Origin of the sequence: Thioalkalivibrio sp. ALE21 (assembly GCF_003208255.1) — a bacterium.
Taxonomy (GTDB): domain Bacteria; phylum Pseudomonadota; class Gammaproteobacteria; order Ectothiorhodospirales; family Ectothiorhodospiraceae; genus Thioalkalivibrio; species Thioalkalivibrio halophilus.
The window spans coordinates 66,853-92,647 of sequence record NZ_QKMA01000005.1; the positions used below are offsets into that span (position 1 = coordinate 66,853).

Annotated in this window: 33 protein-coding genes and 1 pseudogene; 7 read left to right on the plus strand and 27 right to left on the minus strand. The window is 68.9% G+C overall.

Annotation, left to right across the window (positions count from 1 at the left end; translation table 11 throughout):
- Positions 1 to 25: 25 nt before the first annotated feature.
- The 6 genes from panB to D893_RS06290 are packed head-to-tail and all read right to left on the minus strand — an operon-like array spanning position 26 to position 4,408.
- Positions 26 to 820, minus strand: a complete 795-nt coding sequence (panB, locus tag D893_RS06265) for a 3-methyl-2-oxobutanoate hydroxymethyltransferase (protein WP_018946544.1) — start codon at positions 818 to 820, stop codon at positions 26 to 28.
- Positions 821 to 829: 9 nt separating this feature from the next.
- Positions 830 to 1,480, minus strand: a complete 651-nt coding sequence (locus D893_RS06270) for a deoxynucleoside kinase (protein ID WP_018946545.1) — start codon at positions 1,478 to 1,480, stop codon at positions 830 to 832.
- Positions 1,477 to 2,067, minus strand: a complete 591-nt coding sequence (gene folK / locus D893_RS06275) for a 2-amino-4-hydroxy-6-hydroxymethyldihydropteridine diphosphokinase (RefSeq protein WP_018946546.1) — start codon at positions 2,065 to 2,067, stop codon at positions 1,477 to 1,479. The genes D893_RS06270 and folK overlap by 4 nt, the downstream gene beginning before the upstream one ends.
- Positions 2,064 to 3,497 (minus strand): polynucleotide adenylyltransferase PcnB, encoded by a 1,434-nt coding sequence (pcnB, locus tag D893_RS06280; protein ID WP_018946547.1) that lies wholly within the window; start codon positions 3,495 to 3,497, stop codon positions 2,064 to 2,066. The genes folK and pcnB overlap by 4 nt, the downstream gene beginning before the upstream one ends.
- Before the next feature lie 40 nt (positions 3,498 to 3,537).
- Positions 3,538 to 3,987 (minus strand): NUDIX hydrolase, encoded by a 450-nt coding sequence (locus D893_RS06285; RefSeq protein WP_110619384.1) that lies wholly within the window; start codon positions 3,985 to 3,987, stop codon positions 3,538 to 3,540.
- Positions 3,980 to 4,408 carry a S4 domain-containing protein gene (locus D893_RS06290; protein ID WP_018946549.1) on the minus strand — a complete coding sequence of 143 codons (429 nt, stop codon included), beginning with the start codon at positions 4,406 to 4,408 and terminating at the stop codon, positions 3,980 to 3,982. Before D893_RS06290 ends, D893_RS06285 begins: the two co-directional genes overlap by 8 nt.
- A 155-nt stretch (positions 4,409 to 4,563) precedes the next feature.
- On the opposite strand from D893_RS06290, the gene D893_RS06295 reads away from it, so the two are divergent.
- Positions 4,564 to 5,250: a glutathione S-transferase family protein gene (locus tag D893_RS06295; protein WP_018946550.1), complete on the plus strand. Its 687-nt coding sequence runs from the start codon at positions 4,564 to 4,566 to the stop codon at positions 5,248 to 5,250.
- Between the two features lies 1 nt (position 5,251).
- Here the strand turns inward: D893_RS06295 and D893_RS06300 are convergent, their stop codons facing one another.
- A complete protein-coding gene (locus D893_RS06300) occupies positions 5,252 to 5,755 on the minus strand; it encodes a YcgN family cysteine cluster protein (RefSeq protein WP_018946551.1) in 504 nt (167 codons plus the stop codon).
- The gene (locus D893_RS06305) at positions 5,752 to 6,459 is read right to left on the minus strand and encodes a hypothetical protein (RefSeq protein WP_018946552.1); all 708 of its coding nucleotides are present in this window, start codon (positions 6,457 to 6,459) and stop codon (positions 5,752 to 5,754) included. The genes D893_RS06300 and D893_RS06305 overlap by 4 nt, the downstream gene beginning before the upstream one ends.
- A 97-nt stretch (positions 6,460 to 6,556) precedes the next feature.
- Here D893_RS06305 and D893_RS06310 point away from each other — a divergent pair, with 97 nt between their 5' ends.
- The 3 genes from D893_RS06310 to D893_RS06320 all read left to right on the plus strand — a co-directional run bounded on the left by D893_RS06310 (position 6,557) and on the right by D893_RS06320 (position 8,468).
- The gene (locus D893_RS06310) at positions 6,557 to 7,720 is read left to right on the plus strand and encodes a hypothetical protein (protein ID WP_018946553.1); all 1,164 of its coding nucleotides are present in this window, start codon (positions 6,557 to 6,559) and stop codon (positions 7,718 to 7,720) included.
- Positions 7,721 to 7,786: 66 nt separating this feature from the next.
- Positions 7,787 to 8,002 (plus strand): hypothetical protein, encoded by a 216-nt coding sequence (locus D893_RS06315; protein ID WP_018946554.1) that lies wholly within the window; start codon positions 7,787 to 7,789, stop codon positions 8,000 to 8,002.
- A 19-nt stretch (positions 8,003 to 8,021) separates the two neighbouring features.
- A complete protein-coding gene (locus D893_RS06320; RefSeq protein WP_077244112.1) occupies positions 8,022 to 8,468 on the plus strand; it encodes a hypothetical protein in 447 nt (148 codons plus the stop codon).
- A gap of 24 nt (positions 8,469 to 8,492) precedes the next feature.
- Here the strand turns inward: D893_RS06320 and D893_RS06325 are convergent, their stop codons facing one another.
- Positions 8,493 to 9,158, minus strand: a complete 666-nt coding sequence (locus D893_RS06325) for a tetratricopeptide repeat protein (RefSeq protein ID WP_018946556.1) — start codon at positions 9,156 to 9,158, stop codon at positions 8,493 to 8,495.
- A 248-nt stretch (positions 9,159 to 9,406) separates the two neighbouring features.
- On the opposite strand from D893_RS06325, the gene D893_RS06330 reads away from it, so the two are divergent.
- The gene (locus D893_RS06330; protein ID WP_018946557.1) at positions 9,407 to 9,682 is read left to right on the plus strand and encodes a hypothetical protein; all 276 of its coding nucleotides are present in this window, start codon (positions 9,407 to 9,409) and stop codon (positions 9,680 to 9,682) included.
- Between the two features lie 187 nt (positions 9,683 to 9,869).
- Here D893_RS06330 and D893_RS06335 read toward each other — a convergent pair.
- The 7 genes and pseudogenes from D893_RS06335 to D893_RS06365 all read right to left on the minus strand — a co-directional run.
- A pseudogene (locus tag D893_RS06335) lies at positions 9,870 to 10,103 on the minus strand (TonB-dependent receptor); the annotation flags it as partial.
- Positions 10,104 to 10,142: 39 nt separating this feature from the next.
- Positions 10,143 to 10,577, minus strand: a complete 435-nt coding sequence (locus D893_RS06340) for a Tat pathway signal sequence domain protein (protein WP_110619416.1) — start codon at positions 10,575 to 10,577, stop codon at positions 10,143 to 10,145.
- Positions 10,578 to 10,613: 36 nt separating this feature from the next.
- The gene (locus D893_RS06345; RefSeq protein ID WP_110619385.1) at positions 10,614 to 11,459 is read right to left on the minus strand and encodes an energy transducer TonB; all 846 of its coding nucleotides are present in this window, start codon (positions 11,457 to 11,459) and stop codon (positions 10,614 to 10,616) included.
- Between the two features lie 3 nt (positions 11,460 to 11,462).
- Positions 11,463 to 11,885, minus strand: a complete 423-nt coding sequence (locus D893_RS06350) for a biopolymer transporter ExbD (RefSeq protein ID WP_110619386.1) — start codon at positions 11,883 to 11,885, stop codon at positions 11,463 to 11,465.
- The gene (locus tag D893_RS06355) at positions 11,882 to 12,307 is read right to left on the minus strand and encodes a biopolymer transporter ExbD (RefSeq protein WP_018870592.1); all 426 of its coding nucleotides are present in this window, start codon (positions 12,305 to 12,307) and stop codon (positions 11,882 to 11,884) included. The genes D893_RS06350 and D893_RS06355 overlap by 4 nt, the downstream gene beginning before the upstream one ends.
- Complete coding sequence (locus D893_RS06360) at positions 12,304 to 12,996, minus strand: MotA/TolQ/ExbB proton channel family protein (RefSeq protein ID WP_077244734.1); 693 nt, start codon at positions 12,994 to 12,996, stop codon at positions 12,304 to 12,306. Before D893_RS06360 ends, D893_RS06355 begins: the two co-directional genes overlap by 4 nt.
- 60 nt (positions 12,997 to 13,056) lie before the next feature.
- Complete coding sequence (locus tag D893_RS06365) at positions 13,057 to 13,326, minus strand: (2Fe-2S)-binding protein (RefSeq protein WP_018946563.1); 270 nt, start codon at positions 13,324 to 13,326, stop codon at positions 13,057 to 13,059.
- A 215-nt stretch (positions 13,327 to 13,541) separates the two neighbouring features.
- On the opposite strand from D893_RS06365, the gene cydD reads away from it, so the two are divergent.
- Both cydD and cydC read left to right on the plus strand, forming a co-directional pair.
- Positions 13,542 to 15,230, plus strand: a complete 1,689-nt coding sequence (gene cydD, locus D893_RS06370) for a thiol reductant ABC exporter subunit CydD (protein ID WP_110619387.1) — start codon at positions 13,542 to 13,544, stop codon at positions 15,228 to 15,230.
- On the plus strand, positions 15,227 to 16,867 hold the full coding sequence (gene cydC / locus D893_RS06375) for a thiol reductant ABC exporter subunit CydC (protein WP_110619388.1): 1,641 nt from the start codon (positions 15,227 to 15,229) through the stop codon (positions 16,865 to 16,867). The genes cydD and cydC overlap by 4 nt, the downstream gene beginning before the upstream one ends.
- A gap of 91 nt (positions 16,868 to 16,958) precedes the next feature.
- On the opposite strand, the gene D893_RS06380 is transcribed toward cydC, so the two are convergent.
- The 11 genes from D893_RS06380 to rpsP form a co-directional block, all read right to left on the minus strand.
- A complete protein-coding gene (locus D893_RS06380; protein ID WP_018946566.1) occupies positions 16,959 to 17,441 on the minus strand; it encodes a peptidylprolyl isomerase in 483 nt (160 codons plus the stop codon).
- A gap of 161 nt (positions 17,442 to 17,602) precedes the next feature.
- Positions 17,603 to 19,516, minus strand: coding sequence for a molecular chaperone HtpG (gene htpG / locus D893_RS06385; RefSeq protein WP_110619389.1), 1,914 nt, complete (start codon positions 19,514 to 19,516; stop codon positions 17,603 to 17,605).
- A 33-nt stretch (positions 19,517 to 19,549) separates the two neighbouring features.
- Positions 19,550 to 20,443 carry a 23S rRNA (adenine(2030)-N(6))-methyltransferase RlmJ gene (rlmJ, locus tag D893_RS06390; RefSeq protein ID WP_110619390.1) on the minus strand — a complete coding sequence of 298 codons (894 nt, stop codon included), beginning with the start codon at positions 20,441 to 20,443 and terminating at the stop codon, positions 19,550 to 19,552.
- A 114-nt stretch (positions 20,444 to 20,557) separates the two neighbouring features.
- Positions 20,558 to 21,247 (minus strand): sulfur oxidation c-type cytochrome SoxX, encoded by a 690-nt coding sequence (gene soxX / locus D893_RS06395; protein ID WP_168409931.1) that lies wholly within the window; start codon positions 21,245 to 21,247, stop codon positions 20,558 to 20,560.
- A gap of 230 nt (positions 21,248 to 21,477) precedes the next feature.
- Positions 21,478 to 22,158: a sulfur oxidation c-type cytochrome SoxX gene (gene soxX, locus D893_RS06400; protein WP_110619392.1), complete on the minus strand. Its 681-nt coding sequence runs from the start codon at positions 22,156 to 22,158 to the stop codon at positions 21,478 to 21,480.
- Between the two features lie 27 nt (positions 22,159 to 22,185).
- Positions 22,186 to 22,995 (minus strand): sulfur oxidation c-type cytochrome SoxA, encoded by an 810-nt coding sequence (soxA, locus tag D893_RS06405; RefSeq protein ID WP_018946571.1) that lies wholly within the window; start codon positions 22,993 to 22,995, stop codon positions 22,186 to 22,188.
- Positions 22,996 to 23,217: 222 nt separating this feature from the next.
- Positions 23,218 to 23,730 carry a methylated-DNA--[protein]-cysteine S-methyltransferase gene (locus D893_RS06410; protein WP_018946572.1) on the minus strand — a complete coding sequence of 171 codons (513 nt, stop codon included), beginning with the start codon at positions 23,728 to 23,730 and terminating at the stop codon, positions 23,218 to 23,220.
- Between the two features lie 43 nt (positions 23,731 to 23,773).
- The gene (gene rplS / locus D893_RS06415; RefSeq protein WP_018870604.1) at positions 23,774 to 24,142 is read right to left on the minus strand and encodes a 50S ribosomal protein L19; all 369 of its coding nucleotides are present in this window, start codon (positions 24,140 to 24,142) and stop codon (positions 23,774 to 23,776) included.
- A gap of 9 nt (positions 24,143 to 24,151) precedes the next feature.
- Positions 24,152 to 24,919, minus strand: a complete 768-nt coding sequence (gene trmD, locus D893_RS06420; RefSeq protein ID WP_018946573.1) for a tRNA (guanosine(37)-N1)-methyltransferase TrmD — start codon at positions 24,917 to 24,919, stop codon at positions 24,152 to 24,154.
- 7 nt (positions 24,920 to 24,926) lie between these two features.
- Positions 24,927 to 25,436 (minus strand): ribosome maturation factor RimM, encoded by a 510-nt coding sequence (rimM, locus tag D893_RS06425; RefSeq protein WP_018870606.1) that lies wholly within the window; start codon positions 25,434 to 25,436, stop codon positions 24,927 to 24,929.
- Between the two features lie 16 nt (positions 25,437 to 25,452).
- Positions 25,453 to 25,713, minus strand: a complete 261-nt coding sequence (gene rpsP, locus D893_RS06430) for a 30S ribosomal protein S16 (protein WP_018870607.1) — start codon at positions 25,711 to 25,713, stop codon at positions 25,453 to 25,455.
- Positions 25,714 to 25,795 lie beyond the last annotated feature (82 nt).

Sequence of the window (25,795 nt, forward strand, 5' to 3'; positions counted from 1 at the left end):
CGAGCCTCGTCTGAACCGGAGTTCGCTACGAAAAGGTATGCACGCCGGACTCGGGGAAGCGCCCCTCGCGCACCGCGCCGACATAGGCCCGGACCGCACCGGCCAGCGAGCCGCCTTCGGCGAGGAAATCGCGGGCGAAGCGCGGCGGATTCGGGGTCAGACCGATCACGTCGGCGATCACCAGCACCTGGCCGTCGCAGGCGGGGCTGGCGCCGATCCCGATCACCGGCACGTCGCCCGCCCGCGCCACCGCGGTCGCCAGCCCCTCGGTCACGCCTTCCAGCAGCAGGGCCTGGGCCCCGGCCTTCTCCAGCCGCCCGGCCAGGGATTCCAGCTGGGCCGCGGCTTCGGCATCGCGCCCCTGCACGCGATATCCGCCCATGCGGTGCACCGCCTGCGGGGTCAGTCCGAGGTGGGCGCACACCGGGATACCGGCATCCACCAGCCGCTCCACCACCGGGATCTGCGTCGCGCCACATTCAATCTTGATCATGTGCGCCCCGGCCCGCATCAGAGCCCCGGACTGGGCCAGCGCGGTGGCCGGATCGGCATCCCCCAGGAACGGCAGGTCGGCCATGATCAGGGCCCGGCGTGCCCCGCGGGCCACCGCGGCGGTGTGATAGACCATGTCCTCCAGGGTTACCGGCAGCGTGGTGGCGTGCCCCTGCACCACCATGCCCAGCGAATCTCCGACCAGGATCACCTCCACGCCCTGCTCGTCCAGCAGGCGCGCGAACGCGGCGTCGTAGGCGGTCAGACAGGCAAAGCGCTCGCCGGCCCGCCGACGCTCGGCCAGGGTGTTGACGGTGATCGCCCCCATGCGTGTCCCCTACAGCGTGATCGGCAGCGGGTTGAAGTAGTGTCGCCCGCCCTGGATCGGTTCGAGAAACTGCAGCAGCTGGTCGAAATCGGCCGGGTTGTTCACCCAGTCGATCTCGGTCGCGTTGACGATCACCAGCGCCGGTCCCTCGAAATGATAGAAGAAATCCGCGTAGGCGGCGTTCAGCCGCTCCAGATAGGCGGTTTCGATCCGGCGTTCATAGGCCCGTCCGCGCTGACGGATGCGTTCCTGCAGCACGTCCACCGGCGCCTGCAGATAGATCACCAGATCCGGCTGCGGCAGCCCCTGGCGCAGCCGGCGGAACATCTCGTGGTAGATCTCCAGCTCGTCCGGGGCCAGATTGAGTTCGGCGAACAGCGGGTCCTTGTCCATCAGGTAGTCGGCCACATGCGCCTGCTGGAACAGCCCCTTCTGCGCCACCGGGGTCAGCTGGCGGACCCGCTGCACGAGGAAATACAGCTGGGTGGCCAGGGCATGCTTGGCCGGATCCTGATAGAAACGTTCCAGGAACGGGTTCTCGTCGGGGGCCTCCTGCAGGAGCTCCGCGCGCAGGTGTTCCGCCAGCCGCTGCGCCAGCGAGGACTTGCCGACGCCGATCGGCCCCTCGACCGCGATGAAGTCGAAATGGCCCAGGCTCATGCGCCCGCCCCCGCGCGGCGGCCCGGTGGTGGCTCCACCGCGGCGGCCTCCGCTTCACTGTCGCCCGACTCCTCCACCGGGATCAGGGCGGCGGGGTCAAAGGCACGGGCCAGCGCCGCCAGCGGGCCGCACCCGGGGATCTCCAGCCCCGGTGCCAGCTCCTGCAGCGGCAGGACCACGAAATTGCGCTCGGCCACCCCCGGATGCGGCACCGCGAGTCCCGGCTCGTCCAGCACCCGGTCGCCGTACAGCAGCAGGTCCAGATCCAGCAGCCGCGGCCCCCAGCGCTGGCCGTCGCGCACGCGCCCGCAGCGCTGTTCGATGGCCTGCAGCGCATGCAGCAGTTCGCGCGGCGTCAGGCGGGTATGCAGCCGGGCCACGGCATTGACGTAGTCCGGCTGATCCGGCGGTCCCATCGGCGGATTGCGGTACAGCCGCGAGCGTCCGGCCAGCCGCGTATCGGGCACCTCAACGGCAAGGCGGGCAAAGGAACCGCGAACCTGTGCCACCGGATCCCCCAGGTTGGCGCCGATGCCGATGTAGGCCGACACGGCCGCAGTGCGCCCGCCGGACTGGATCCGGGTCATGCCGAGCCTTCCCCCGCCTTTTTTGCGCCCGAACCGCCGGCGCGCCCCCGCGGCTTGCGTTTGCGGCGCTTGCGCTTGCCATCCCCGCCGGAGGCCCCGCTCATTTCCTTGCGTCCGGCTTCGTCCTTTTCCTGCAGTTCGGTCCACCAGCTGCAGATCTGCTCGTCGGCCTCGCCCACCTGCGCCCGCAGGCAGTAGAAATCGTAACCGGCGCGGAAACGCGGATGCGTCAGCAGCTTCAGGGCGCGCGCCCCGGAGTGGGTCTCCAGCCGATTCTGCATCTCCCAGATCTCGCGGATCACCAGGGCAAAACGCCGCGGGATAGTGACGGTTTCGCCCTGTTCCTCGAGGATCTGGGACATCGCCTGATCCCAGGCCGGCGCCGGATCCTCGCCTTCCTCGATGCGCGCCGTGGCCTCCCAGTGCAGCGGCGCCCACATCAGCGCGGCATACAAAAACGCCGGGTGCACGCCCTGGTCCTCGGCCAGACGCTTGTCGGTGTTGCGCAGCGCCTCGACCAGGAAAGCACGTTGGCTGAGACCGGCCTCGGGATCGTCGGGGTCGTCGAAGGCCTCGGCGGTGGACGGGAACATCGCCTCGAACAGGCCGAAGCGTTCGAGCTCGTCGAGGCAGGTGACCGCCTCGCCGCTGTGGAACAGCTTGATCACCTCGTCGAACAGCCGTGCCGGGGCGACCTCCCGCATCAGCGGCGCCAGCCGGTGCATCGCATCGTCCACCGCCGGGTCGATGCGCAGCCCCAGCTTGGCGGAGAAACGCACGGCCCGCAGCATGCGTACCGGATCCTCGCGCAGGCGCGTCTCGGGATCGTCGCCGATCAGGCGCAGCACGCCTTCGCGCAGGTCCTCGACGCCGCCGGTGTAGTCCAGCACCGAGAAGTCGTTGATGTCGTAGTACAGCGCGTTGACGCTGAAATCGCGCCGGAGGGCGTCCTGCTCGATGGTGCCGTAGCGATTGTCGCGCAGGATGCGGCCGTCGTCGCTCAGGACCACGTCGCCGTCGTCGTCGTCATCGTCCCCACCGGCATCGTGCGGAGCACGGAAGGTCGCGACCTCGATCACCTCGCGGCCGAACAGCACGTGAGCCAGCCGGAACCGCCGACCGATCAGTCGGCAGTTGCGGAACTCCCCGCGGACTTCCTCGGGGGTGGCGTCGGTGGCCACGTCGAAGTCCTTGGGTTCGCGCCCCAGCAGGAGATCGCGCACGCCGCCGCCGACCAGACAGGCGCGGTACCCGGCGTCGCGCAGGCGGTACAGCACCTTGAGCGCGTTGTTGTCGATGGCCGCGCGCGAGATGCCGTGTTCCTCGCGGGTATAGACGCGCGGCACGACGTGTTCATCGCCGGCGCGCGAAGCGTCGTCGCGGGAATCGGATTCGGCCGGGGCCGGGATTTCGGTATCAGGGCGGGTCACACAGGGCCGTCAGAATGGCTTCGGGAGCGTATCTTAACAGCTAATCCGTCCTTGTTCTCAGGGGAGCCACTTCGCCGGTAAGGCGATAGTGCAGGTAGTCGTCCACGATGCGGCGGTGATCGAAGGCCAGCGGCAGACCGGGGTCGCCCGGATCCAGCCAGGCGCAGTCACGCGCATCGTCGGCGGCCCGCGCCTGACCGTTCCCCTGAGCCAGATACACCACGCTCACGGTGTGCCCGCGGGGGTCGCGATCGGGCGCCGAATACACCCCCAGCAGGGCCTGCAGTTCGACCTGCAGACCGGTTTCCTCGCGGGCCTCGCGCACGGCGGCATGTTCGGCGCTCTCGCCCACGTCGACAAAGCCCCCGGGAAGCGCCCACCCGTGCGGCGGGTTGTGACGCTCGATGACCAGGATCCGGCCGGGCTCGGCGGCATGCCGGATCACCAGATCCACCGCCAGGGCCGGCGTACGCGGGCGTCGGTCACTCATCGGTTCCTCCCTGATCCTGACGCACGAAACGCCGGATCTTGCGGCGCTCGCGTTTGTCCGGACGCCCCGAGGGCGCCGGGGCCCGTGCCTCGCGTTCGAGCCGCCGGCGGGATGCCTCCTGCTCGCGCGCCTCGCGGCTCTCCGGGGTTTCGGTATAGAGCTGCTCCGCCTCGGTCGCCGGGCGCCGCCGATCATCCAGCGCCACCACGTCGACCTCCATGGACCAGCTCCCCTTGTGCACCCGTACGCGATCCCCCGGATGCAGCTTGCGCGCGGGCTTGCAGCGCTCGCCGTTGACATGGACCTTGCCGCCGGACACCGCCTCCGTCGCCAGGGCGCGGGTCTTGAAGAAACGCGCCGCCCACAGCCACTTGTCCAGACGCAGGCTGGACGCAGGCGCCGCTGCACCCGTCCGGCTCATGTGCACCCCCGCGCGGAGGTACCGAACACCCCGCGCACACCCGGGACAGGCCGGCCCGGGCTTTTATCCGCGGACCGGAGCGACCAGAATGCCGCCTTCATGCACCGATATTTCCGGAGGGGGAACCGGTCGCCCGCGGGCCACCGGGCCATGCCATGGACTTTCCGCATCTGCACCTGGTCAGCTTCGATATTTGTCCTTTCGTCCAGCGTAGCCTCATCACGCTGAATTACAAGGCAGCGCCGTACGAACTCACCCGCATCGACCTCGCCGACCCGCCCGACTGGTTCCGGGAACGCTCGCCGCTGGGCAAGGTCCCGATCCTGATCGTGAACGGGGACACGGTCCTGTTCGAATCGGCGGTCATCAACGAATACATCGACGCCGTCACCCCGCCCGAACGCCTGCCTCCGGAACCGCTGGAACGCGCCCGGGCCCGCGCCTGGATCGAGTACCTGTCGGAACAGACCTTCGCGCAGTACCGCTGGATGACCGCGGCCGACGAGGACGCCTTCGAACGGGCCGCACACGAGGCGGCACGAGGTCTGGAGCGACTGGAACGCCAGATGGCCGACGACCACGCGCTGGCCGGGGCGGAGTTCTCGCTGGTGGACGCGACCCTGGCGCCGCTGCTGATGCGCTACGCGCTGCTCACCCACGAAGACAGCCCCTGGGACCCCGAATCCTTCCCGCGGCTGGCGGCGCGCTGGCAGTGGCTGGAGGCGATGGACGCAGTACGCGACTCGGTACCGGCGGATTTCTCGCAGCGCCTGGCCACCTACCTGGATGGCCAGACCGGCACCGCGCCCCGGCAACTGGCGGCCGCACTGCGCCGCGGCTGAATCACTCGCATCCCCCGGTGGCATCCGACGCCGGCTGCAACAGGCGGGCAGCCAGCGGAACCTCGCCCGGCCAGTCCACCACGTAATCGATGATCGGCAGATCCGGGGCATCGCATTCGCGCAGGACCCGCCCGGCCACCGACACCCCGGCGCGGCGCACGCTGTCCGGATCGCCGGTCAGCAGCGGGTGCCAGCTGGGCAGGGGCTGCCCGGCAAAGCGCAGGCGATAGGCGCAGGTGGGCGGCAGCCAGTCGTATTGCGCCACCTTCTCCAGGGTCAGCTGCAGACAGTCCGGCACGGACTCGCGACGCCGGGCATAGTCGGAGCAATGGCCGGTCTCGCAGTCGAGCAGGTCACAGGCCAGCCAGGTGTGGGCCAGTTCGCCGGTATCCTCGTCCTCGAACTTGTGCAGGCAGCAGCGCCCGCAGCCGTCGCAAAGGGCCTCCCATTCGGCCGCGTCGAGTTCCTCCAGCGGGCGCTGGTAAAAGGGCCGTTCGCCGCTCACGGCGTCTCCGCCCGGTGGTCCTCTTCGCCCAGCCGCCGGCGCCCCTCTTCCTGCAGGCGCTGCTCGACCCGGCTCCAGCGCTCCTGCGTGGTGTAGTGCATGGTCGGCCGTCCGCGGTCGGGCAGCAGCACGGCCACACCCTGATCGGGATAAAGCCAGTAGGCGTGGTCGCTGTCGATCTGCATGCGCTCGGCCGGCTCGCCGAAATGCCGGCGCAGCAGATCCGCGTCCCAGCGTGCCCGGGGAATATAGCTCATCTCCACCACCGGCACGTTACCCAGCGATGCAAGGGTGTCGTCGTCCAGGCCGTAGCGCCGGGCACCCGACGGCATCGGCCGTTCGGAGGTCGTCCCCGCCTCGATACGGTCCAGGTCGGCCTCGTCCAGATCGGGGCGCAGGATCAGGTTGGTCTCGAACGGCTCGATGCGGGCGTTCACATAATACGCCTCCACCGAGCGCGTCCCGTCGGGATCCTCGAACATCCGGATCTCGGGCACCGGCAACCGCCCCATGAGATCCGCCATGGTGGTCTCGCCCAGGGTAATCCCCAGCACCCGCGTGTGCTGCCGGTCCAGCACCTCCACCTGCCAGGGCAGGCTCTCGAACTGCCGGGTCTGCTGCCCGCCGGGCTGCATGTAGACGAACATCGCCAGGGCCAGAATGCCCGCGAGGACGACCGCCCCGATGGTCCAGCGTAGATTCATGCCGACTTCTGCTCCCGAGCCACCCCTGCGCGAATCCTCGCGGGGTCGCTATACTGGGCGGCTCGCAAACCACCCGGCGCCCCGCGTCCGATCACGCATGATCTCACGTTTGTCTGCCTGGATCACGGCCCGCTCGGTCCCGTCCGCATACACCGGCCGCACCCTGATCATCGCCTCGCACCGCGAACTCGCGCGGGCGCCCGACTGGCTCGCCGGTCTCGGCGAGGCCCTGGGCCCGCTGCTGCTGGGCGTCAGCGATGCCCCCCGCGACAGGGAGGCCGCCGTGCCCGGAGCCCCCGATGACCTGCCGGCGGTGGCCCTGCCCCCCGAACTCGCCCCGGTGCGCCTGGCCCGCCTGCGCCCCCGGGCCGTGGTGCTGCTGGGCCCGGTCGATCTCCCCGGCGAGGCGCTGCGGGCCACCGTGGCCGCCGGGGCCGGCGTGGCCTGGATCAACGCCGAGGGCCCCGCCCCGGAAGGGGTCACCTTCGCCACCGTGCTGTCCGCACGGGATGGCGCCGTGGACCCGGCACTGGGCGCCGAGACCACCGGCGACCCGCTCGCCGGGGCCGTATCCCTGCCCCCCGCACCGGAAGACCCGGATCCCGAGCGCGCGTTCTGCGAACGCTTCGCCGAATACCGCGAGCGCGGCCACCCGATCCTGCTGGCCCCGAACACCGGCCCGGACGAGGAGGCGTTCGCCTTCGCAGTACTGTTCGCGGTCCTGCAGAAGACCGCCGCCCTGCTCCTGCTGGCGCCGGCGGACCCCGAACGCCACGAGCCGGTCTACCGCGACGCAATCAAGTACTCGCTGCCGATCGTGCGCCACAACCGGTTCATGACGTCGTATGTCCCGCGCAAGAACCGGGTCTACTACATCGAGGATCCGCAGACCCTGCAGGCCGCCTACGCCTGCGCCGACATCACCCTGCCCGGGGGTACCCTGGCGGCCACGCGGACCCCGCCGGATCTGGCACGCCCCCTTGCCTGCGGCAGTGCCGTGGTGACCGGCCCGGCCGCCAGCGGCGACGCCCCGGAAGACGAGGTCCGTCTGCGTCGCGCCGCGGAGACCACCGGCCTGATCCGCCGCGGAGAAGATCCCGATGCCGTGGCCGGGGCGATTCTCGAGACCCTTTCGACCCTGCCGGATGCCGGGCAGCGCCAGACGCGGCTGACCCGATGGCTGGAACGACAGGCCACGGCCCGCGAACGGGTCGCGGCCCGCCTGGCCGAACATCTCGGGGCTGCCCCCGCGGCTTCCTGAGCGCCCTTAGCATATCTCCCGGGGTCTGGTCTATAATTTGAAACAAGCGCGAATCCGGACCGGAAAATGATCGACGGCAGCAGCGGCCTGCAGGGCATCCAGAAGGGCATGACGCAGATGCGTCAGCAGGCCCACACCGTGGCCACCGAGAACGCCGGCAGCCGCCAGAGCAACACGGCGATGGTCGAGATGAGCGCGAGCCAGCGTCACGTGGAAGCGAACGTGAAGACCCTGCAAGCCGAAGACCGCATGATCGGGAGCCTGCTCGACGTCCGCGCCTGACGCGGAAGCGAGGGACACCATGGAAGCACCGCTGACCAATCCGGCACCGCCGACCGTCCCGGCCACCCGGCCGAGCGGTTCGGACCGCCTGGGTCTCGGCCAGCTGTCTGCGCCATCGGAGTTCGATCGCCCGCTGAACGACCCCGAAGCCGGGGCCGCGCGCCGTCCGATCGAGGACCGCGCCGAGCAGCAGCGCAACCGCAACGGGGACGAGGGCGACCCGCGTGCCGACCTGGTCCTGCCCCGCAACGACCGCGAAATGGCCGGCCAGGCGCGCCTGGCGGCCGAGATCGAGGCGTTTCAGTCCGGCACGACCGACGACGCCCGTCCGGGCGAGGAGCGCATCGCCGACGGTGGCGCACTGGAGGATTCCGGGGTCGAGGCCCTGCGCCGGCGTGTGGAACTGGCCTTCAGCTTTGCCGGTCCGGCCGAGGAACCCCGCCGCGAGCTGAACATCGTCGTCTGACCGCGGCGGTACCGCCCTGCGAGATCAGGCATCCCCGCGCCGGGGGAATTCCGCCAGCCACTCCTGCGCCCGCTCCCCCGCATGCAGCCGCTCGTCCGCGTTGAGTTCGCGTGCCACCCGCTCGCGATAGCGCGCCGCACTGGCCACGCCCATCTCCGCCGCGATCGCATACCACTTGAAGGCGGAGACATCCGAGCGCTCCACGCCCTCGCCCATCGCGAACAGCCGCGCCAGGTTGGCGGCCCCGCGGCCCTCGCCGGCCTCGGCCGCCAGCAGATACCACTGCGCCGCCTGCTCGGCGTCCTGCGGCAACCCGCGCCCCTCGTCGAACTTCAGGCCCAGGTTGAACATCGCCTGCGGATTGCCGCCCTCGGCGGCGGCATGGAACCAGCGCGCCGCCTCGTTCGGGCTGGCCTCCACGCCGTCGCCCTGTTCGAACAGCACCGCCAGATTGAACGCGGCATCCGGCCAGCCCGCCTCGGCCGCCTGCAGATACCAGATCGCGGCACGCGCCGGGTCGCGCGGCATATGCGTGCCTTCATCCAGCAGCACCCCCAGGTTGTAGGCCGCGAGCGGATCACCCGCGGTGGCGGCCTGCTGCCAGCGGTCCACCGCCCGCGCGGTGTCTCCGTCCGTCCAGGCCGCGCGCGCCTGCTCGAGCAGCCCGCGCGGATCATTTGATGCATTCATGGTGCGAACTCGGTTCGGGACATGTCGGCCGGCAATGTACCGACCGGACAACGCAGCGTCGATGTCCCCCACGGCGACCGGGCACGCGAACCACAGAGCGTGACGCCATTCTCATTTTTTCACCGGCATCCCGCTTGCGTGCGGATCCGCCGGGCGCGAGTCGGGAACTCACCCCCGGGGGCAGGAGACACAGGGGTAACGGGACCCTGTCCCTGATTCTTACCCTTGTCCCAATGAGGAGGACCTCAATGAAACGTTCCACGAAACTGCTGGCTGCCACCGCCATCGTGCCCTTTGCCCTGCTGATCGCCGGCTGCGGCGGTGACGACATGGGCATGGACGAGTTCGAAGAACAGCAGATGGAAGAAGGCGCGCCGCCGGCCGAGGACGGTATGGAAGGCGGCATGCAGGAAGGCGCCCCGCCGGAAGGTGACATGGGTGGCCAGGGAATGGAGCCCGAAGGCGATGGCATGGACGACGGCATGGGTGGCGACATGGAAGGCGACGACGAACCCCAGTTCTGATCGCGCCCCGAAAGCTCCGCCGGGCGATGCCATCGCATTCCCCGGCCACAAAGGCCCGATCGGGAACCGTCCCCGATCGGGCCTTTTATTGCTTCCCGCCTGCAACCTGCGAGCGGGGACCGGGGATCAGGAACCCCTGCAGCTCAGCACCGGTGCGTCATTCCTGCGGAAATCGTCCGGGGGTGATATAGCGCCCGCCCAGCTCCCAGTTGATACTGGTCTCGGGGGCGGTACCGGACCCGGCTCCGCCTCCGGCCGGCGGAAAGCCGCGATGCACACCGGCCAGCAGCTGCCAGCGATCGTCCAAGTCAAAGGTCATGGAAGCTCCGGGCAGCCATTCGCTGCAGGCGTTCGACCGCCGGTAGTCCACGGTATTGCGGCTGGCGTCCGCGTACGGAACCCGTGAGGTCTTCACGTCTTCTCCGGAGCCGCTCCGGAGCGGAGCTGCCCGAAACACAACTCAACGAATCAGCGGCTGATCCGCCAGACTTTCGATCTCGATGCGGTCGGCACAGTCCGCGACCGCGCCGTCGGGGCCCTCGCAGGCTGCGACGTCATTGACGAGGATGCGGCCGACGCGATCGCAGGACGTATCCGTCATGCGGAAGGCCCGCACCGCGGTGCTCCCCGCCCGCAGCGGTGCCATCTCCAGCAGCGTCCGGCTCTGGATGATGCCGTCATCGCCGAACACCACCAGATCCAGCTGCAGCGACTCCAGCGCCTGATCCAGGCCGTTCTCCAGTACCAGATGGGCGCGACAGTCGTCGCCGTCGGGCTCCAGCTTGTTCAGCTGGACGCCGATCCCGCCGCCGTCCTCCGCCAGTGCCGGCAGCGCCAGGACCAGCCCCAGCACGCCTGCCGCGAGTCCGCCGTGAATCTGCCGCTTTCGTGTCATCTCGCCTGCCTCCACAACGCGTCGATCCGTCGTTCGTCAGCGCACCGAAAAATTCACCGGCACCACGATCTCGTAGCCGTCCAGACCGATACTGTCCGGCGCCGGGAACGGGTCGGCCCGCTGCACCATGTCTTCCACCGCGCGATCCAGGATCCCCGAGCCGGAACTCTCCTGGATCTCGTAGTCGATCACCGAACCATCACGGGCGAGCTGCAGCCGGACCTCCACGGTACCTTCCTGCCGGCGACGCTGGGCCGCTCTGGGATAGCGCTTGTGCTGCTCGATCCAGGCCTGCAGTTCGGCAAGGTAGTCACTCTCCGCCCCGGGGTCGCCACCGCCCGTGGCATCCGTCTCGGCAGCCCCCTCCGCGTCCCCGGAGGGGCCGGACTCGTCGGCCGTCGGATCCGCTTCGCCCGGCTCATCGGCCACGGCATCGGTTTCGGCGACCGTCTCGGCCGTGCCAGCGGGCTCCGGTTCGGGCTCCGGTTCGGGCTCGGGTTCGGGTTCCGGCTCGGGTTCGGGTTCCGGCTCGGGTTCCGGTTCCGGTTCCGGTTCGGGCTCGGGCTCGACCTCCTCCGCTTCGCGGACGGGCTGACGTTCCGGTTCCCGAACCTCGGCCTCCTCCGGCCGGACCGGCTCGGCCGGGGCGGGCTCGGGCATTTCGGGCTCGACCGGTTCGGCCTCGGCCGTCTCCGCGGGCGGCTCCGCCGCGGCGGCCGGGGGTGCGGAGCCCCCGGCCGCCATGGAGATCTCCAGGCCGCCGACCCCGGCGTCCTCGGCCCCGGTGGGTGGCTCGCGCAGCAACAGGGCCATCGCGACCAGTCCGTGCAGCACCACGGCCAGGATCAGCGCGACCACCCAGTGTCGAATGCCGGGCTGCATGCCTCAGGTCTCCGGCACGGTCAGCAGATCGATGCGCTCCACGCCCGCCTCGCGCAGGCGTTCGAGAATGCCGACCACCTCGACGGCCTCGGCGCGCCCGTCGGCCTTCACCCGCACCCGCGCCGCATCGCCGTGCCGCTGCAGGTGCTCAGCCACCAGCCTCGCCATGCCCTCGAGATCAGTTTCGTCCTGGTTGACCGCCAGGCGCCCCTCGGTACCCACGATGACCATGAATTCGTCGGGGCCGGGCTGGCCATCCACCGCGGACTCCACCGGCTCGACCTCGAACGGATCCACCGCGCTCAGCTGCCCCGCCACCATGAAGAAGATCAGCAGCAGGAACACGATGTTGATCAGCGGCAGTATGCTCTCGTCGTCGTTGCGCGGCCGGTGCGCAACCTGGAAATGGCGACGCTGGCCGATCATGAGCCACCCTCCCGGATCACGGACAGGTCGCGGACCCCGGCATCGGCCAGCGCCTCGAGGATCTCGACGGTGCGCTGCATGTTCACCCCGGCCACCGGCATCACCAGCACGCGGGTGTCGGCATCCTCCGCCAGCCGCGCGGACACGCGTTCGCGCAGTTCAGCGGCGGGTACCGCAATGCCGCCCAGACGCAGGTCATCGGGCCGCACCTCCACCAGCATTGCGCCTTCCATGGAGCCGGCTCCCCCGGCCTCGGCCGGGGCCTCCAGCTCCACGGCGCGCCAGTCGAGGAAACTGGAGGCGAGCATGAAGAACACCAGCAGGATGAAAACGACGTCGATCAACGGCGTCAGGCTGATCAGGTTGCGCCGGCGCGGACGACCGGTGTCCAGCGTCGGCTGTTCCGCCGGGTCACCGGTCATTGGCTGGCGGGCTCCGCATCCGCGGCCTTCTCGCGCGGGGCCGGGGTCATCAGCTGGCCGGTGAACAGCCGCGTGACCGCGTCATCCATGCGATGCGCCACCCGCTCGACCCGGGTCTCCAGCCAGTTCAGTGCGGCCACCACCGGAATGGCCACGGCCAGTCCCACGGCGGTAGTGAGCAACGCTTCCCAGATCCCGCCGGAAAGCACGGCGGGATCCACCTGACTGCCTGCCTCTTCCAGCGCTTGAAAGGCCCTGATCATGCCCATCACCGTCCCCAGCAGGCCCAGCAGCGGTGCCAGCGCACCGATCACCTCCAGCGGCCGCAGACCCTGGCGCAGGGACTGGATGGTCGCGTTGCCATAACGCACGACCTCTTCCCGCACCATGGCCTCGGGGGCACCGGCACGCAGTCCGCGGATGCCGCGCGCCACTGCGCGCGCTGCGGGGTTGGGCGTGGCTTCGGCATGCCGAATGGCGGCCTCCGGGTCCCCGCCGTGGAACAACTCCAGGGCCTGTTCGGCCGGACGCACGTCGGTCACCCGCAGCTGCCAGAGCTGCCAGAGCTTTACCAGTACGAACGCCAGTGCCACCACCGACGCCACCAGCAGGATGGCCACCACGGGCCCGCCCGCGTCCAGAAACCCGGCGAAGCGCTTGCCCGCCAGGGACTCGATCAATGCATTCATGCTGGATCCCGAATTCGTTGCCTGAAGGGGCGCGCGGGGCGCACCGGACCAGGGAGTTCCCTAGGTGGCCGCGCAGGCCCCCGCTGCCGTGGTCCCGGCCGTCACCGGAATGCCCGCGAAGCCCCCGGCCGGCGCGTGTCCGGCCACCGGGTCGCCCGCGCGATCCGCGCAGTCGCGCAGGATCCCCCGGGCCCGCCGTGCGCACTTGCCGCAATCACCGCACACACCCAGCTGTTCGCGCAGATCGCGCATACGGACGCGGGTATCGCTTTGCGCCACCAGCTCCCGAATCTGGCGTTCGCGCACGGCATTGCAGACACATACAATCATCTTTGACGGCTCCGGCCCATGGCAATGGGTGGATGAGGCGACATTACCGCTAATGAGAATGCTTTTCAACACTATTCTTTTCAGGTGTGTCGTGGTGTGTCGGCCCCACCCGTTGCCGGGTCCATTGATCAGCATCTTCTTATAGATTAGTTTCGAATTTCCGTCCCCGGGCCGCCCCGGACCCGCGGACCCCGCCCCGTCACGGAAGGATTTCGATGCCCGCCGACGCCCCCGACTCCGGCCTTCCACGCCCCGGCCCCTGGCTGCAGGCGCGCATGCGTCCGCACCGCCACTGGCTGCTGGGCGCCACCGCCGCCGGGCTGGGCGCCACCCTCGCCACCGTGGCCCTGGCCGGCCTGATCGCCTGGGCGGTCCACATGGCGCTGTTCGCACCGGAACGCCTGCCACTGGGAATGGTGCTGGCGGGAGCGGCGGTGGCGGCGGTCTTGCGCTATGCCCTGCAGGCCCTGCGCGATGGCGCCGGCCATCGTCTGGCGGATGCGGTCAAGGGCGAACTGCGCGAGGAACTGCTGGACGCGGCCCGGCGCGACGGCCCCGTGCATCTGGCGCACCGCGCGCCGTCCGGGGCCTGGGTCGATCACTACCTGCGGCGGGTGGAAGACCTGACGGGCCACTACGCCCGCTACCTGCCCGGCACCCGCATGGTGATCCTGACCCCGCTGGTGCTGCTGCTGACGGTCGCCTGGCTGGACTGGCTCGCCGCCGGCCTGCTGCTGCTCTCGGCGCCGCTGATCCCCGCCTTCATGGCCCTGGTCGGCATGGGCGCCGAACAGATCCACCGCAGCCAGCAGGACGAGGAGAACCGCCTGGCCGGGCATTTCCTCGACCGCCTGCGCAGCCTCGACTTCCTGCGCCGCGCGCGCGCCACGCAGGCAGCCCGCGAGGCGGTGGTGGCCGCCAGCGACGAACACCGCCGCCTGACCATGCGCGTGCTGCGGGTCGCGTTCCTGTCGTCGGCGATCATGGAATTCTTCAGCGCGGTCGCGATCGGCCTGCTGGCCATCTATATCGGTTTCGGCCTGTTCGGGGCCATCGATTACGGCCCGGCCGGCAGCCTGACCCTGTTCACCGGTCTGTTCATCCTGGTGCTGGCGCCCGAATATTTCCTGCCCCTGCGCCAGTTCGCGCAGAGCTATCACGACCGGGCCGCCGCCCTGGCCGCGGCCGAGTCCCTGGCGCCGCTGCTGCAGCCGGCCGGTGGCCCCGCCACCGCCCCGGCCGGGGCGCCGGACAGCCCGCGCACGGCGATACACCTGGCCGGAGTGCAGGTGCAGTATCCGGATACCGCCCAACCGACCCTGCACGACATCGACCTGCAGATCGGTCGCGGGGAACACCTGGCGGTGACCGGCCCCAGCGGCTCCGGCAAGTCCACCCTGCTGGCGCTGCTGGCCGGTTTCCTGCGGCCGGCCGACGGCGCGATCCGCGTAGCAAGCGACCTGCAGCAGTTCGTCTGGATTGGCCAGGATGCCCACCTGTTCCACGGCAGCCTGCGCGACAATCTGCAGCTCGCCATTGCCGAACCGGTAAGCGACGCGGCGATGAATGACGCCCTCGCCCGCGCCGGGCTGCCGGTAGATGACCCGCAGCTTCCGGACGGGCTGGATACCGCCATCGGCGAAGGCAACACCGGGATCTCCGGGGGGCAGGCCCAGCGCATCGCGATGGCCCGCGGGATCCTCGCCGGGCATCCCCTGTGGCTGCTGGACGAACCCACCAGCGCGCTCGACGAGGCGACCGAGGCCGCCCTGCTGGACACCCTGTTCGCCCTTGCGGCGGAGCACGACATCACCCTGGTCATCGCGGCCCACCGCGAGGCCGTCCGGGAACGTGCCAGCCGAGTGGTCCGGCTGGCCGAAGGCCGCGTGGAGAGCCTGGCATGACGGACCGCGAATACCTGCAACGCCTGTTTGCCTCGCGGCTCGGCTGGAGCCTGCTCGCCTGGCTGCTGCTGGCGGTGACCTGGGTCAGCGGCATCGTGCTGCTCGCCCTGTCGGGCTGGTTCATCACCGCCACCGCTCTGGCCGGGGCCGGCATGCTGGCCACCCTGGACATCTATTCACCGTCCGGCGGGATACGTGCGGCGGCGGTGCTGCGCACGATCGCCCGGTATTTCGAGCGCGTGACCGGACACGAAGCGGTCCTGCGCATCCTCGCCGACCTGCGCGCGACCACCTTCCGCCAGCTGGCGCGCTGGCCGGCGCGAAGCCTGGCGAGTCTGCGCAGCGGCGACCTGCAGGCCCGCCTGACCAGCGACATCGACACCCTGGACGCCATCCCGTTGCGGGTGGTGGGACCGATGGTCGGGGCCCTGCTGGCGCTGGTCAGCGCAGTGGCGATCGCCCTGTGGCTGGCCCCGCCGCAGGCGGCGTTGCTACTGCTGGTCGCCGCCGCGATCACCCTGATCACGGCAGCGATCGCCGCGGCCGCCGGCCAGCGCCACGGCCGCCGGCTCGTGCGGGAAGAGTCCAATGAACGCGTGGCCCTGCTGGACTACTTCGGCGGGCTGCCGGAGCTCACCGCCTTCGGCCGCCTGGAGGAGCACCGGGCGGCCCTGGCCCGCCGGGCCCGCGAGGGTGCCGCGCGGCGCCTGACCCAGGAACGCGCGGGGGTGCTGGGCGAACAGGGCGTGCAGCTGGTGGTGATGCTGACCACCCTCGCCATGCTGGGCTACGCGCTGCATGCCTACGCCGAGGGGCTGATCTCCGGGCCGGTCGCGGTGCTGCTCACCCTGATGACCCTGGGCCTCAACGAGGCGCTGGGCAGCCTGCCCGGCGCCTGGTGGCGCCTCGGCGAGAGCCTGGAAGCGGCCCGGCGCCTGCGCGAGACCGAGGCCGGAGCCGAGGCTCCGGAGCCCGCCGGGGCAGAACCGGTCGAACTGCCCCCCGGCCCGCTGGAGGCGCGTGGCCTGAGCGTCGGCTTCCGCGCCGACCGCCCGCTGGCCGGCCCGCTGGACATCCGGCCCGAGCCCGGGTACCCGCTGGTGGTTCACGGGATCAGCGGGCGCGGCAAGACTGCCCTGCTGGAGAGCCTGGCCGGCGAGCTGACGCCGACCGGCGGCGAACTGCTGTGGGGCGAGCGGGACCTGACCACGCTGGACCCCGATACCCGCCACCGGGTAATCGGCTACCTGCCCCAGCGCGTGCGCCTGCTGGACGACAGCCTGGCCGCCAACCTGCGGCTGGGGCAGCCGGAACTTTCCGCTGACCGGCTGTGGGCCGTGCTGGATCAGGTGCGGATCGCGCCGCTGCTGCAGCGCATGGGCTACAGCCTGGAGTATCCGCTGGGCGAGGATGCCGGCAACCTCTCCGGCGGGCAGGCACGCCGGGTGGCGCTGGCCTGGCTGCTGCTGCAGGACCGACCGGTCGCCCTGCTGGACGAACCCTTTGCAGGACTGGACGAAGCCACCGAGGCGGCGATCCTGGAGCGCATCGGGCCATGGCTGGAGGCACGGCAGACGGTCATCGTGACCCACGCACCCCGGCGCATGCCGGCGCACTGGCCACGGCTGGCGCTCTAGGGAAGCGGGAGAAGGAAGAAAGTCCCGGCGGCCGCGGGGCTGCGACCGCCGGGGGATCCGGACCGGGCGGGGGCCGGCCCGGCAGGCAGGATCAGTGCTCGTGACCGCCCGGCCCGTGGGCGTGGCCATGCTCCAGCTCTTCGGCGGAGGGTTCGCGCACCTCCACCACCTCGACGTCGAAATTGAGCGTCTGGCCGGCCAGCGGATGGTTTCCATCCACCGTGGCGGTGTCGCCCTCGACGTTGGTGACCGTCACGGTCAGGGGGCCGTTTTCGGTCTGAGCCTGGAACTGCATGCCCGGCTCGATCGAGTCGACGCCCTGGAAGGCCTCCATCGGGACTTCCTGCACCATGGCATCGATCTTTTCGCCATAACCTTCTTCCGGCGGCACGGTGGCCTGGACCTTGTCGCCGGCGGCCTTGCCTTCCAGCTCGCGTTCCAGACCGGGCACGATCTGGCCATTACCGTGCATATAGGCCAGCGGCTCGCGGCCTTCGGAGCTGTCGATGGTCTCGCCATCGTTGTTGGTGAGCTTGTAGTGGATGGACACTACGGAATTCTGCGCGACTTGCATGGACACTGCTCTCTTGAAATGTGGCCCGACAGGGTAACCCGACCAGCCCCCTCGCGTCACAGTCCCCGCTGACAGTGGCCGAATCCGCTCCGGGGCACACCAACGAAAACGCCGGGCACTGGGCCCGGCGCATGCACTGACCGTCCGCGACGGAACGGGGGTCAGCCGGCCTGCAGCAAGAACCGGTTGAGTCGGTGGACAAAACCCGACGGGTCCTCCAGCTGCCCGCCCTCGGCCAGCAGCGACTGCTCGAACAGCAGCGAGGCGAGATCGTTGAAGTCGTCGCCTTCCGCCGTCTTCAGCCGTTCGACCAGCGGATGCTGCGCGTTGACCTCCAGTACCGGCTTCGAGGAGAAGGTCTCCTGCCCGGCCTGTTTCAGCAGTTCCTGCAGATAGAGTGCCATCTCGTGCTCGCCTAGGACGATGCAGGCCGGAGAGTCCACCAGCCGCTTCGACGGACGCACGGAGTCGACCCGATCGCCGAGCGCGCTCTGGATGCGCTCGGGCAGGTCGCCCAGCTCGTCGTCCTTCCGGTCCTCGGTATTGTCCGCGTCGTCGGAATCCTGCTCGCCGATGATGTTGTCGAGATCAAGGTCGCCCTTGGCCACGTTCTTGATCGGGGTACCGTCGAACTCGCGCAGGTTGGACAGCAGCCACTCGTCCACCCGGTCGGACAGCAGCAGCACCTCGATGCCGTGCTTGCGGAACACCTCCAGGTGCGGGCTGTTGCGCGCGGCGGCGGCGTTGTCGGCGCTGATCACGTAGATCGCGTCCTGCCCTTCCTTCATGCGTGCCTTGTAGTCGGCGAAAGAAACGTTCTGCGTGTCATCGTCGTTGTACGTGCTGGCAAAACGCAGCAGGCCCGCGATCTGCTGCTGGTTGGCGAAGTCCTCGCCGGGGCCTTCCTTGAGTACGCGACCGAAGTTGTCCCAGATCCCGGCGTATTTCTCCGGCTCGTTCTTCGCGATGTTCTCCAGCAGGCCGAGGATCTTCTTCACCGACCCCGAGCGGATGGAATCCACCAGGCGGTTATCCTGCAGGATCTCGCGCGAGACGTTCAGCGGCAGATCGGACGAGTCCACCACCCCGCGCACGAAGCGCAGGTAGTTCGGCAGCAGTTTCTCCGCGTCGTCCATGATGAACACGCGCTTCACGTACAGCTTCACCCCGTGGCGGGCGTCGCGATCCCACAGGTCGAACGGCGCCCGGCCGGGGATGTAGAACAGCGTGGTGTACTCCTGACGGCCTTCCACGTGGTTGTGGGTCCAGGCCACCGGGTCCTCGAAGTCGTGCGCGATGTGCTTGTAGAACTCGCGGTATTCCTCGTCGGAGATCTCGCTCTTCGACCGCGTCCACAGCGCGCTGGCGCGGTTGACGGTCTCCCACTCGTCCGTGGGATTGCCTTCGTCGTCCTGCTTGCGCATGCGGATCGGGAAGGCCACATGGTCCGAGTAGCGCCCGATCACGTGGCGCAGGCGCATCGGCTCGAGGAACTCGTCGGCGTCTTCCTTCAGGGTCAGGGTAATCTCGGTGCCCGGTTCCGCGCGTTCGCAGTCTGACAGGGTGTACTCGCCGTCGCCCTTCGACTCCCAGCGCGTGCCGGCCTCGATTCCGGCACCCGCGCGCCGGGTCTCCACGCGCACGTGGTCGGCGACGATGAAAGAGGAATAGAACCCGACCCCGAACTGCCCGATCAACTGGGCATCCTTCTGCTGATCGCCGGTCAGCTTCTCCAGGAACGCGCGGGTACCGGAATGGGCGATGGTCCCGATCTGCCGGATCACCTCGTCGCGCGACATGCCGATGCCGTTGTCGCGCACGGTCACGGTGCGGGCGTCCTTGTCCACGTCCACGTTGATGTGCAGCTCGGCCGGCTGCGGGATCGCGTCGGGGTTCGCGGTCGCCTCGAAGCGCAGCTTGTCGCAGGCGTCAGCGCCGTTGGAGATCAGCTCGCGCAGGAAGATCTCGCGGTTGGAATACAGCGAGTGGATCATCAGCTGCAGCAGCTGGCTGACCTCGGTCTCGAACTGACGGGTTTCCGCGCCGGCGGCTTGCTCGGTCCGGGTTTCGGTCATGGGATTACGACTCCGTGATGGGTTCGGATGGGTTCAGACATTGGTGACACGCCGGAGTCTGGGGTCGCCGCGACCTTCTTCAAGCCCCTCGGAACGATAAAGCGCCCCCTCGCCCTCCGGGTCGAGGCAGCCCAGCACCGCAGGCAGCGTTGCGGCCAGTTCTTCTTCCAGCTGCCACGGCGGACGCAGCACCAGCATGCCGGACCCCGCGAGCCCGGGAGACGTCCCGCGCTCCACGCCGGGATCATCACGCAGGCGCAGTTCGCTGCGCAGCCAGGGGATGCTCCGGGTGCACAGCCGTTCGACCAGGGCATGATCCGGACGTCCCGCCAGCACCGGATACCAGACCAGCACCATCCCGGTGTTCCAGCGCTCCAGGATGATCTCCGCCATCTCCGCGATTTCACGGTATTCGGCCGGGCGTTCGTACGAGGGGTCCAGCAGGGCGAACCCGCGCCGCGGCTGCGGCGGGAACAGCCCTCGGGCGGCCTCGCGCGCATCGCGCCGGTGCACATGGCAGCGCGCATCCCCGGCGAACGCGCCCTGCAGACGTTCGTGGGCCTCGGGGTGCATCTCGCACGCCACCAGTCGGTCATTCTCGCGCAGAGACGCGCGGATAAGCGCCGGTGATCCCGGATACCCGTCGGTCCCGGCCACCTGCTGCACGGTCTCCAGAAACCCGGTCACCGCCTCCGGCAGCGCGGCTTCGCAGGCACAGGCGCGCAGGCGCTCGATGCCGAGCGCCGCCTCGCCGGTCTTGCGCGCCCGCTCGCCGTCCAGGTCATAAACTCCGGCCCCGGCATGCAGATCCAGCGCCACGAACGGCTTGGTCCGCCGCTGCAATGCCGCGAGCACCGCACGCAACACCAGATGCTTGTGGATATCGGCGAAATTGCCGGCGTGGTAGTCGTGCTGATAGCTGAGCATGGTTCGCTCCCTTACGCCCCGGCCATAAAAAAACCACCGCGGCGGACCACGGTGGCTGGACTTCCTTGCGGCCGGCTCCGGCTCACGGAGCACGGCGCCCGCTGCGGATGCAGTTTACTGGTTTACCGGGGACTCCGGGTCCAGCAGATAGGCCATGATGTGGCTGATCTCCCGCTCGCTCAGCAGTTCGTTGGCACCGAACCGGGGCATCTCCGTACAGGGGAAATACTGGTGCGGATTCGAGATCACCTCATGCGCATACCGCAGCGACGCCTCGTCGGTACCCCGGCCGCTCCCGTACCCGGCCAGGCTCGGCCCGATCGTGCCATAAACCGGCTCGTTCGGGTCCATCTGGTGACAGGCGTAGCAGTTACCGCCGGGAGTGCGCGTGGAATGGTCGTCATTGCGATGACCCACGCGGAAACCGTAGCCCGAACGGGCCAGCTCTGCGCCCCGCTCCCAGTCACCCAGACGCGGTCCCCCGGGGGGAGCCTCGTAGCTTTCCCGGGCGAGGGTAATCACCTCCTGCACCTGATCGTCCGGAAGCTCCCCTCCGACCACGGAACACGCACGCTGCAGGTCATCCTGTTCCATGCGCCCGCGGGCCGAACCACCTTCCTGAACGGGCTGATCCAGTCGATAGCTGTCCGATTCGAACACGATGTGTTCAACGAGTTCGTCCGTTTCCATCGCGGCGATATCAGTTTCGCCCTCGCCGGCGTCGCCGAAAAACTGACACCCGGTGGTGAATAACGCTGCCGACACGGCAAGCGGCAACCCCCAACGTACGCTTTGGCCTGGCATCCCTGATGTCTCCCCGATTCCGTTTCGCCCTCGAACCCGCGACCGCGGCCACGCCGGCGGCACCGGCAGGGTGCACGGCGGCGCCTGGTTGACCCCGGCTCGCGGGTGCGATGGTGAATAATGTCTGGTCCCGTGGCGAATGCCCCGGGAGGGGGCCGCCGCGAGGAACGCGGCGGCCCGGGTCACGATCCGCCGAACGGATCGTCATGCAGCCTTGCGGCTGCCCCGGGTCAGTTGTTGACCGGGGACTCCGGATCCAGCAGATAGGCCATGATGTGGCTGATCTGCTCCTCGCTCAGCAGGCCCTGGAACCGGGGCATTTCCGCACACGGGAAGTACTGGTGCGGGTTGTGGATGACCTGATGGACGTATTCCCGGATGGCCTGGCTGTCGCCACGGTCTGCGCCGTAGTTCACCAGGCTCGGCCCGATGGTGCCCTGAGTGGGGCCGTCCTCGTCGAACACGTGACAGTTGACGCAGTTGCCGCCGGCTTCCCGGGTCGAATGATCATCGATGTTGTGACCGATCCGATAGCCGTAGCCGGAGAACGCGAGTTCTTCGCCGCGCTCCCAGTCGCCCAGTTCGAGGTCGCCTTCGGGAGCCTCGTACTGCTCACGAGCCAGGGCCACCACGCGGCCGGCGGTCTCGCCGTCCGGATCACCCTCGATCGAGCAGGCCGCCTGGATCTCGTCCTGGGTCATGCGCTCTTCCATGGTACCGCCTTCCTGCGGGACCTGATCGAAGCGGAAGCTGCCCGACTCGAAGATCATGTATTCGGCCAGCTCGTCCGCGCTCATCGCAGTGATGTCGACGTCGTCCGACTTGTTGCCCTCGGCCACGGCGCAGCCCGTTGCCAGCGCGACGGTTGCAAAGGCGGCCACACCGGCCGCAACAGTATTTTTCTTGAACATGCTTGCTGTCTCCTATTGCGTCCGGGGTTACCGCTTCAGGTCGGGCAGGATCGCCGGCTCGCCACGCGCCGCGTCATTCCAGAAAGCGATGAGCGCGGTGTTGGCCATCGAGTCCGGCTTGATGGCGGCATGACGCATCTGCCACACGCAACCACGGATGCGGTGGTTCTGACTGCGGACGTTGTCGTGCCCGGCACGCTGGGCCGGCCAGGAGACCGCCTTGGTCCATTCCTGGGAGTTACGCATCTCGGGCAGGACCGACGCACGGATGCGCTTGCCGGACTGACCGTGACAGGAGGCGCAGTTGAAGTCCTGAGCTCCGCCGCGACGGAAGAACAGCTTCTCGCCGGCCGCGATCATCGCCTGCTCCTCGGGATGCTCGTTCTGCGGCTGCCACTCCATGCCGGAAGACTGCATGGCGATATAGGTGGTCAGCTGCATGATGTCCGAACCGCTGCCATGACGCTGGGCAATGGCGGCATCATCCTCGTCGAACCCCTGGATCTCCTTCATGCAGTGCACCAGGCGCTGCTCGAAATCCATGACCTTGCCGACGTCCTCGAAGTAACGCGGCAGCTCCACGTAGGCGCCTTCCAGCACGCCCTCGCCCTTGCCGAAGTCGCAGGATTCGAGCGACGCGTTGTTCGGCCCGCGCTCCTCGTAGAACAGCTGCTCGCCATCTTCCGCCACCCACAGGGCGGGGTTGTCCGGCATCATCATGATGTTCTGTTCACTCTGATGCAGATACACCGAATCGGGATTGGCGTCGAGCAGCTTCTGCAGGACATCGGTCGGGTCCTGCCATTCGCCGGCCTGGGCAGCGCCCCCGACCGCCATTGCTACGGGCAAGGCGAGCAATGCTTTCTTGAACATGGAAACCTCCATCACACGGTTTTATTCGATGGGCCCGGGTCTCCGTCGCCCGAACCTACGCTGCAGAGTGCGGAATGCGTGAACACCGTGTCAACAAACAAACGCTATATTAGCGTTTCCTAAAAGTCTGTTTTTCAAGGGTTCTTGCAGCCCGGCACCGATAGGCAGACGCCCCGGGGAACGGATCTATTCCCCTTTTTGCAAAAAGTTCCCGTTGATTTCGATTTTCCGGTCAGCTTCGTGTCCCAGGAGGGCCTGTTTGGCGCCGGCCAGGGGCCCCGCGAGCTGGCCGGCGTACCCCCCCGCAGATCCACGATCGGGGGCGGCGCCGGCCGGCAGGACACGATGACAGGGGATGAACAGGGGCCAGGGATTGGCACGACAGGCCTGGCCCACGGCCCGCGGCGAGGAGCCGATGGCGCGGGCGATCTGGCCGTAGGTGCGGGTTTCGCCGACGGGGATGCGGGTCAGCGCGTGCCAGACCCGCTGCTGATGCGGGGTGCCGGGCGGCAGGCAATCGGGCGGAACCCAGGCACGCGGGTCCCGGACGTAGACCTCGGGAGCGAAGGGCAGGCGCAGCGGGACGGAAACCCGCGTTTCATGGCCTTCCCAGCCGAGCAGGAGGAGGGAGTTTTCGGGGTCGCAGGCATACACAAAGGCCAGCGATGCACCCGGGAGGATGCAGCGCCGGCCCTGCATGCGCTCGTGCGGGGGTCCGCGGGACCAACCGCGGCCCGGAGGGTCAGCCGCGACCCTTGGCCCGGGCGCGGACGTCTTCCTTGATGCGCGCGGCCTTGCCGGTACGATCGCGCAGGTAGTACAGCTTGGCACGACGGACCTTGCCGCGACGCTTGACCTGGATCTCGGCGATCTGCGGGCTGTGGGTCTGGAAGGTGCGCTCCACTCCGTTGCCGTAGGAGGTCTTGCGCAGGGTGAACGCGGAGTTCAGCCCGCGGTTGCGCTTGCCGATCACTACGCCCTCGAAGGCCTGCAGGCGCTCGCGCTCGCCTTCCCGGACCTTGACCTGCACCACCACGGTATCGCCCGGGCCGAAATCCGGGACATCGGATTTCATCTGCTCGGCTTCCAGTTGCTGAATGACGTTATTCATTGCTCGACCTCAATCATCGCTCTCGGAGCGGACGCCACCCAGTCGGTGACGCTCGCGGTATTCGTCCAGCAGGGCCTGATCCGTGCCCCCCAGTTCGAGCCGGGCCAGCAGATCCGGCCTGCGGCTCCATGTACGCCCCAGCGCCTCACGGCGGCGCCAGCGGCGGATCGCGCCGTGGTCGCCTCCAAGGAGGACGCCGGGGACGCGGTGTCCGTTCAGTTCCTCCGGCCGGGTGTAGTGCGGACAGTCCAGCAGGCCCTCGCTGAAGGAATCCTGCTCGGCGGAGTCCGCATGCCCCAGCACCCCGGGCCGGAGGCGGGCGCAGGCATCGATGATCGCCATGGCGCCCAGTTCACCGCCGGAGAGCACGTAGTCCCCCAGCGAGATTTCTTCGTCGACTTCGGCTTCGATGAAGCGTTCGTCGATCCCTTCGTAGCGGCCGCAGACCAGCGCCACCCGCGACCGCTGCGCCAGCTCCCGCACCCGGGCCTGGTCCAGCGGCCGGCCCTGCGGCGTCAGCGCCACCACGTGCAGCGGTTCATCACCATCGGCCCGGGCGGCGTCCAGCGCCCCCTTCAGCGGGGGCACCTGCATGACCATGCCGGGGCCACCGCCATAGGGCCGGTCGTCCACCGCCTGGTGCACCCCGCTGGCCCAGTCCCGCGGATTCCAGGTCCGCAGGTCCAGCTGCCCGGCCTCCACGGCCCGGCGCGGGATGCCCCACTGCGTCACGGATGCGACCAGCTCCGGGAACAGGGTGATGACGTCGAAGCGCATCGCCGCGTCAGTATTCCGGATCCCAGTCCACCCGGATCCGCCCACCCTCGAGATCGACCTCGAGAATGTACGGACCCTGCACCCAGGGGATCAGCCGCTCGCGTTCACCGCTCACGACCATCACGTCATTGGCGCCGGTCTCCATGAAACCGGTGACCGTCCCCAGCGGCGTGCCGTCGACATGTTCAACGGACAGGCCCTGCAGGTCGGCCCAGTAGTATTCACCTTCTTCCGCCGGGGGCAGCCACTCGCGCTCGATCGCCAGCTCGGCCCCCATCAGTCCGTAGGCGGCATCGCGATCGGCCACCCCGGCGAACTTGATGACCACACCGGGGCCGTGCGCGCGGCCGCTTTCAATCTCCACCAGCCGCCATCCCTCGGCCTGTTTCATCCACAGGCGGGGGAAACCGGTGATGGCGTCACGCGGCTCGGTCTCGGAAAAGATCCGGACCCAGCCCCTGACGCCGTAGACCCCGGAGACGCGTCCGACGCGGATGCGCTCACCCGCCTCGCTCACCTGCGTCTCCCGGAGGTCAGGCCGCCGCAGCCTGCTGCTTGCGGTACCCCTTGACCAGGTGCTCCACGCGCTCGGACATGCCGGCGCCGTGGCTCAGCCAGTAATCGACCCGCTCGAGGTCGATCTTCAGCGGGATTTCCTGACCGCGGGCAACCGGATTGTGAAAACCGACGCGCTCGATGTAGCCGCTGTCGCGGCGGGCGCGGGAGTCGGTCACCACGATCGAGTAGAAGGGGCGCTTCTTGGCGCCGCGGCGTGACAGACGAATTGTAAGCATGAAGTCTTGAACCCCGTGAAGTTCGGTTTCGCGAGAAAACGCGCGATTATAACGAATTGCAGCGCCAAGACAAGGCCGAAGC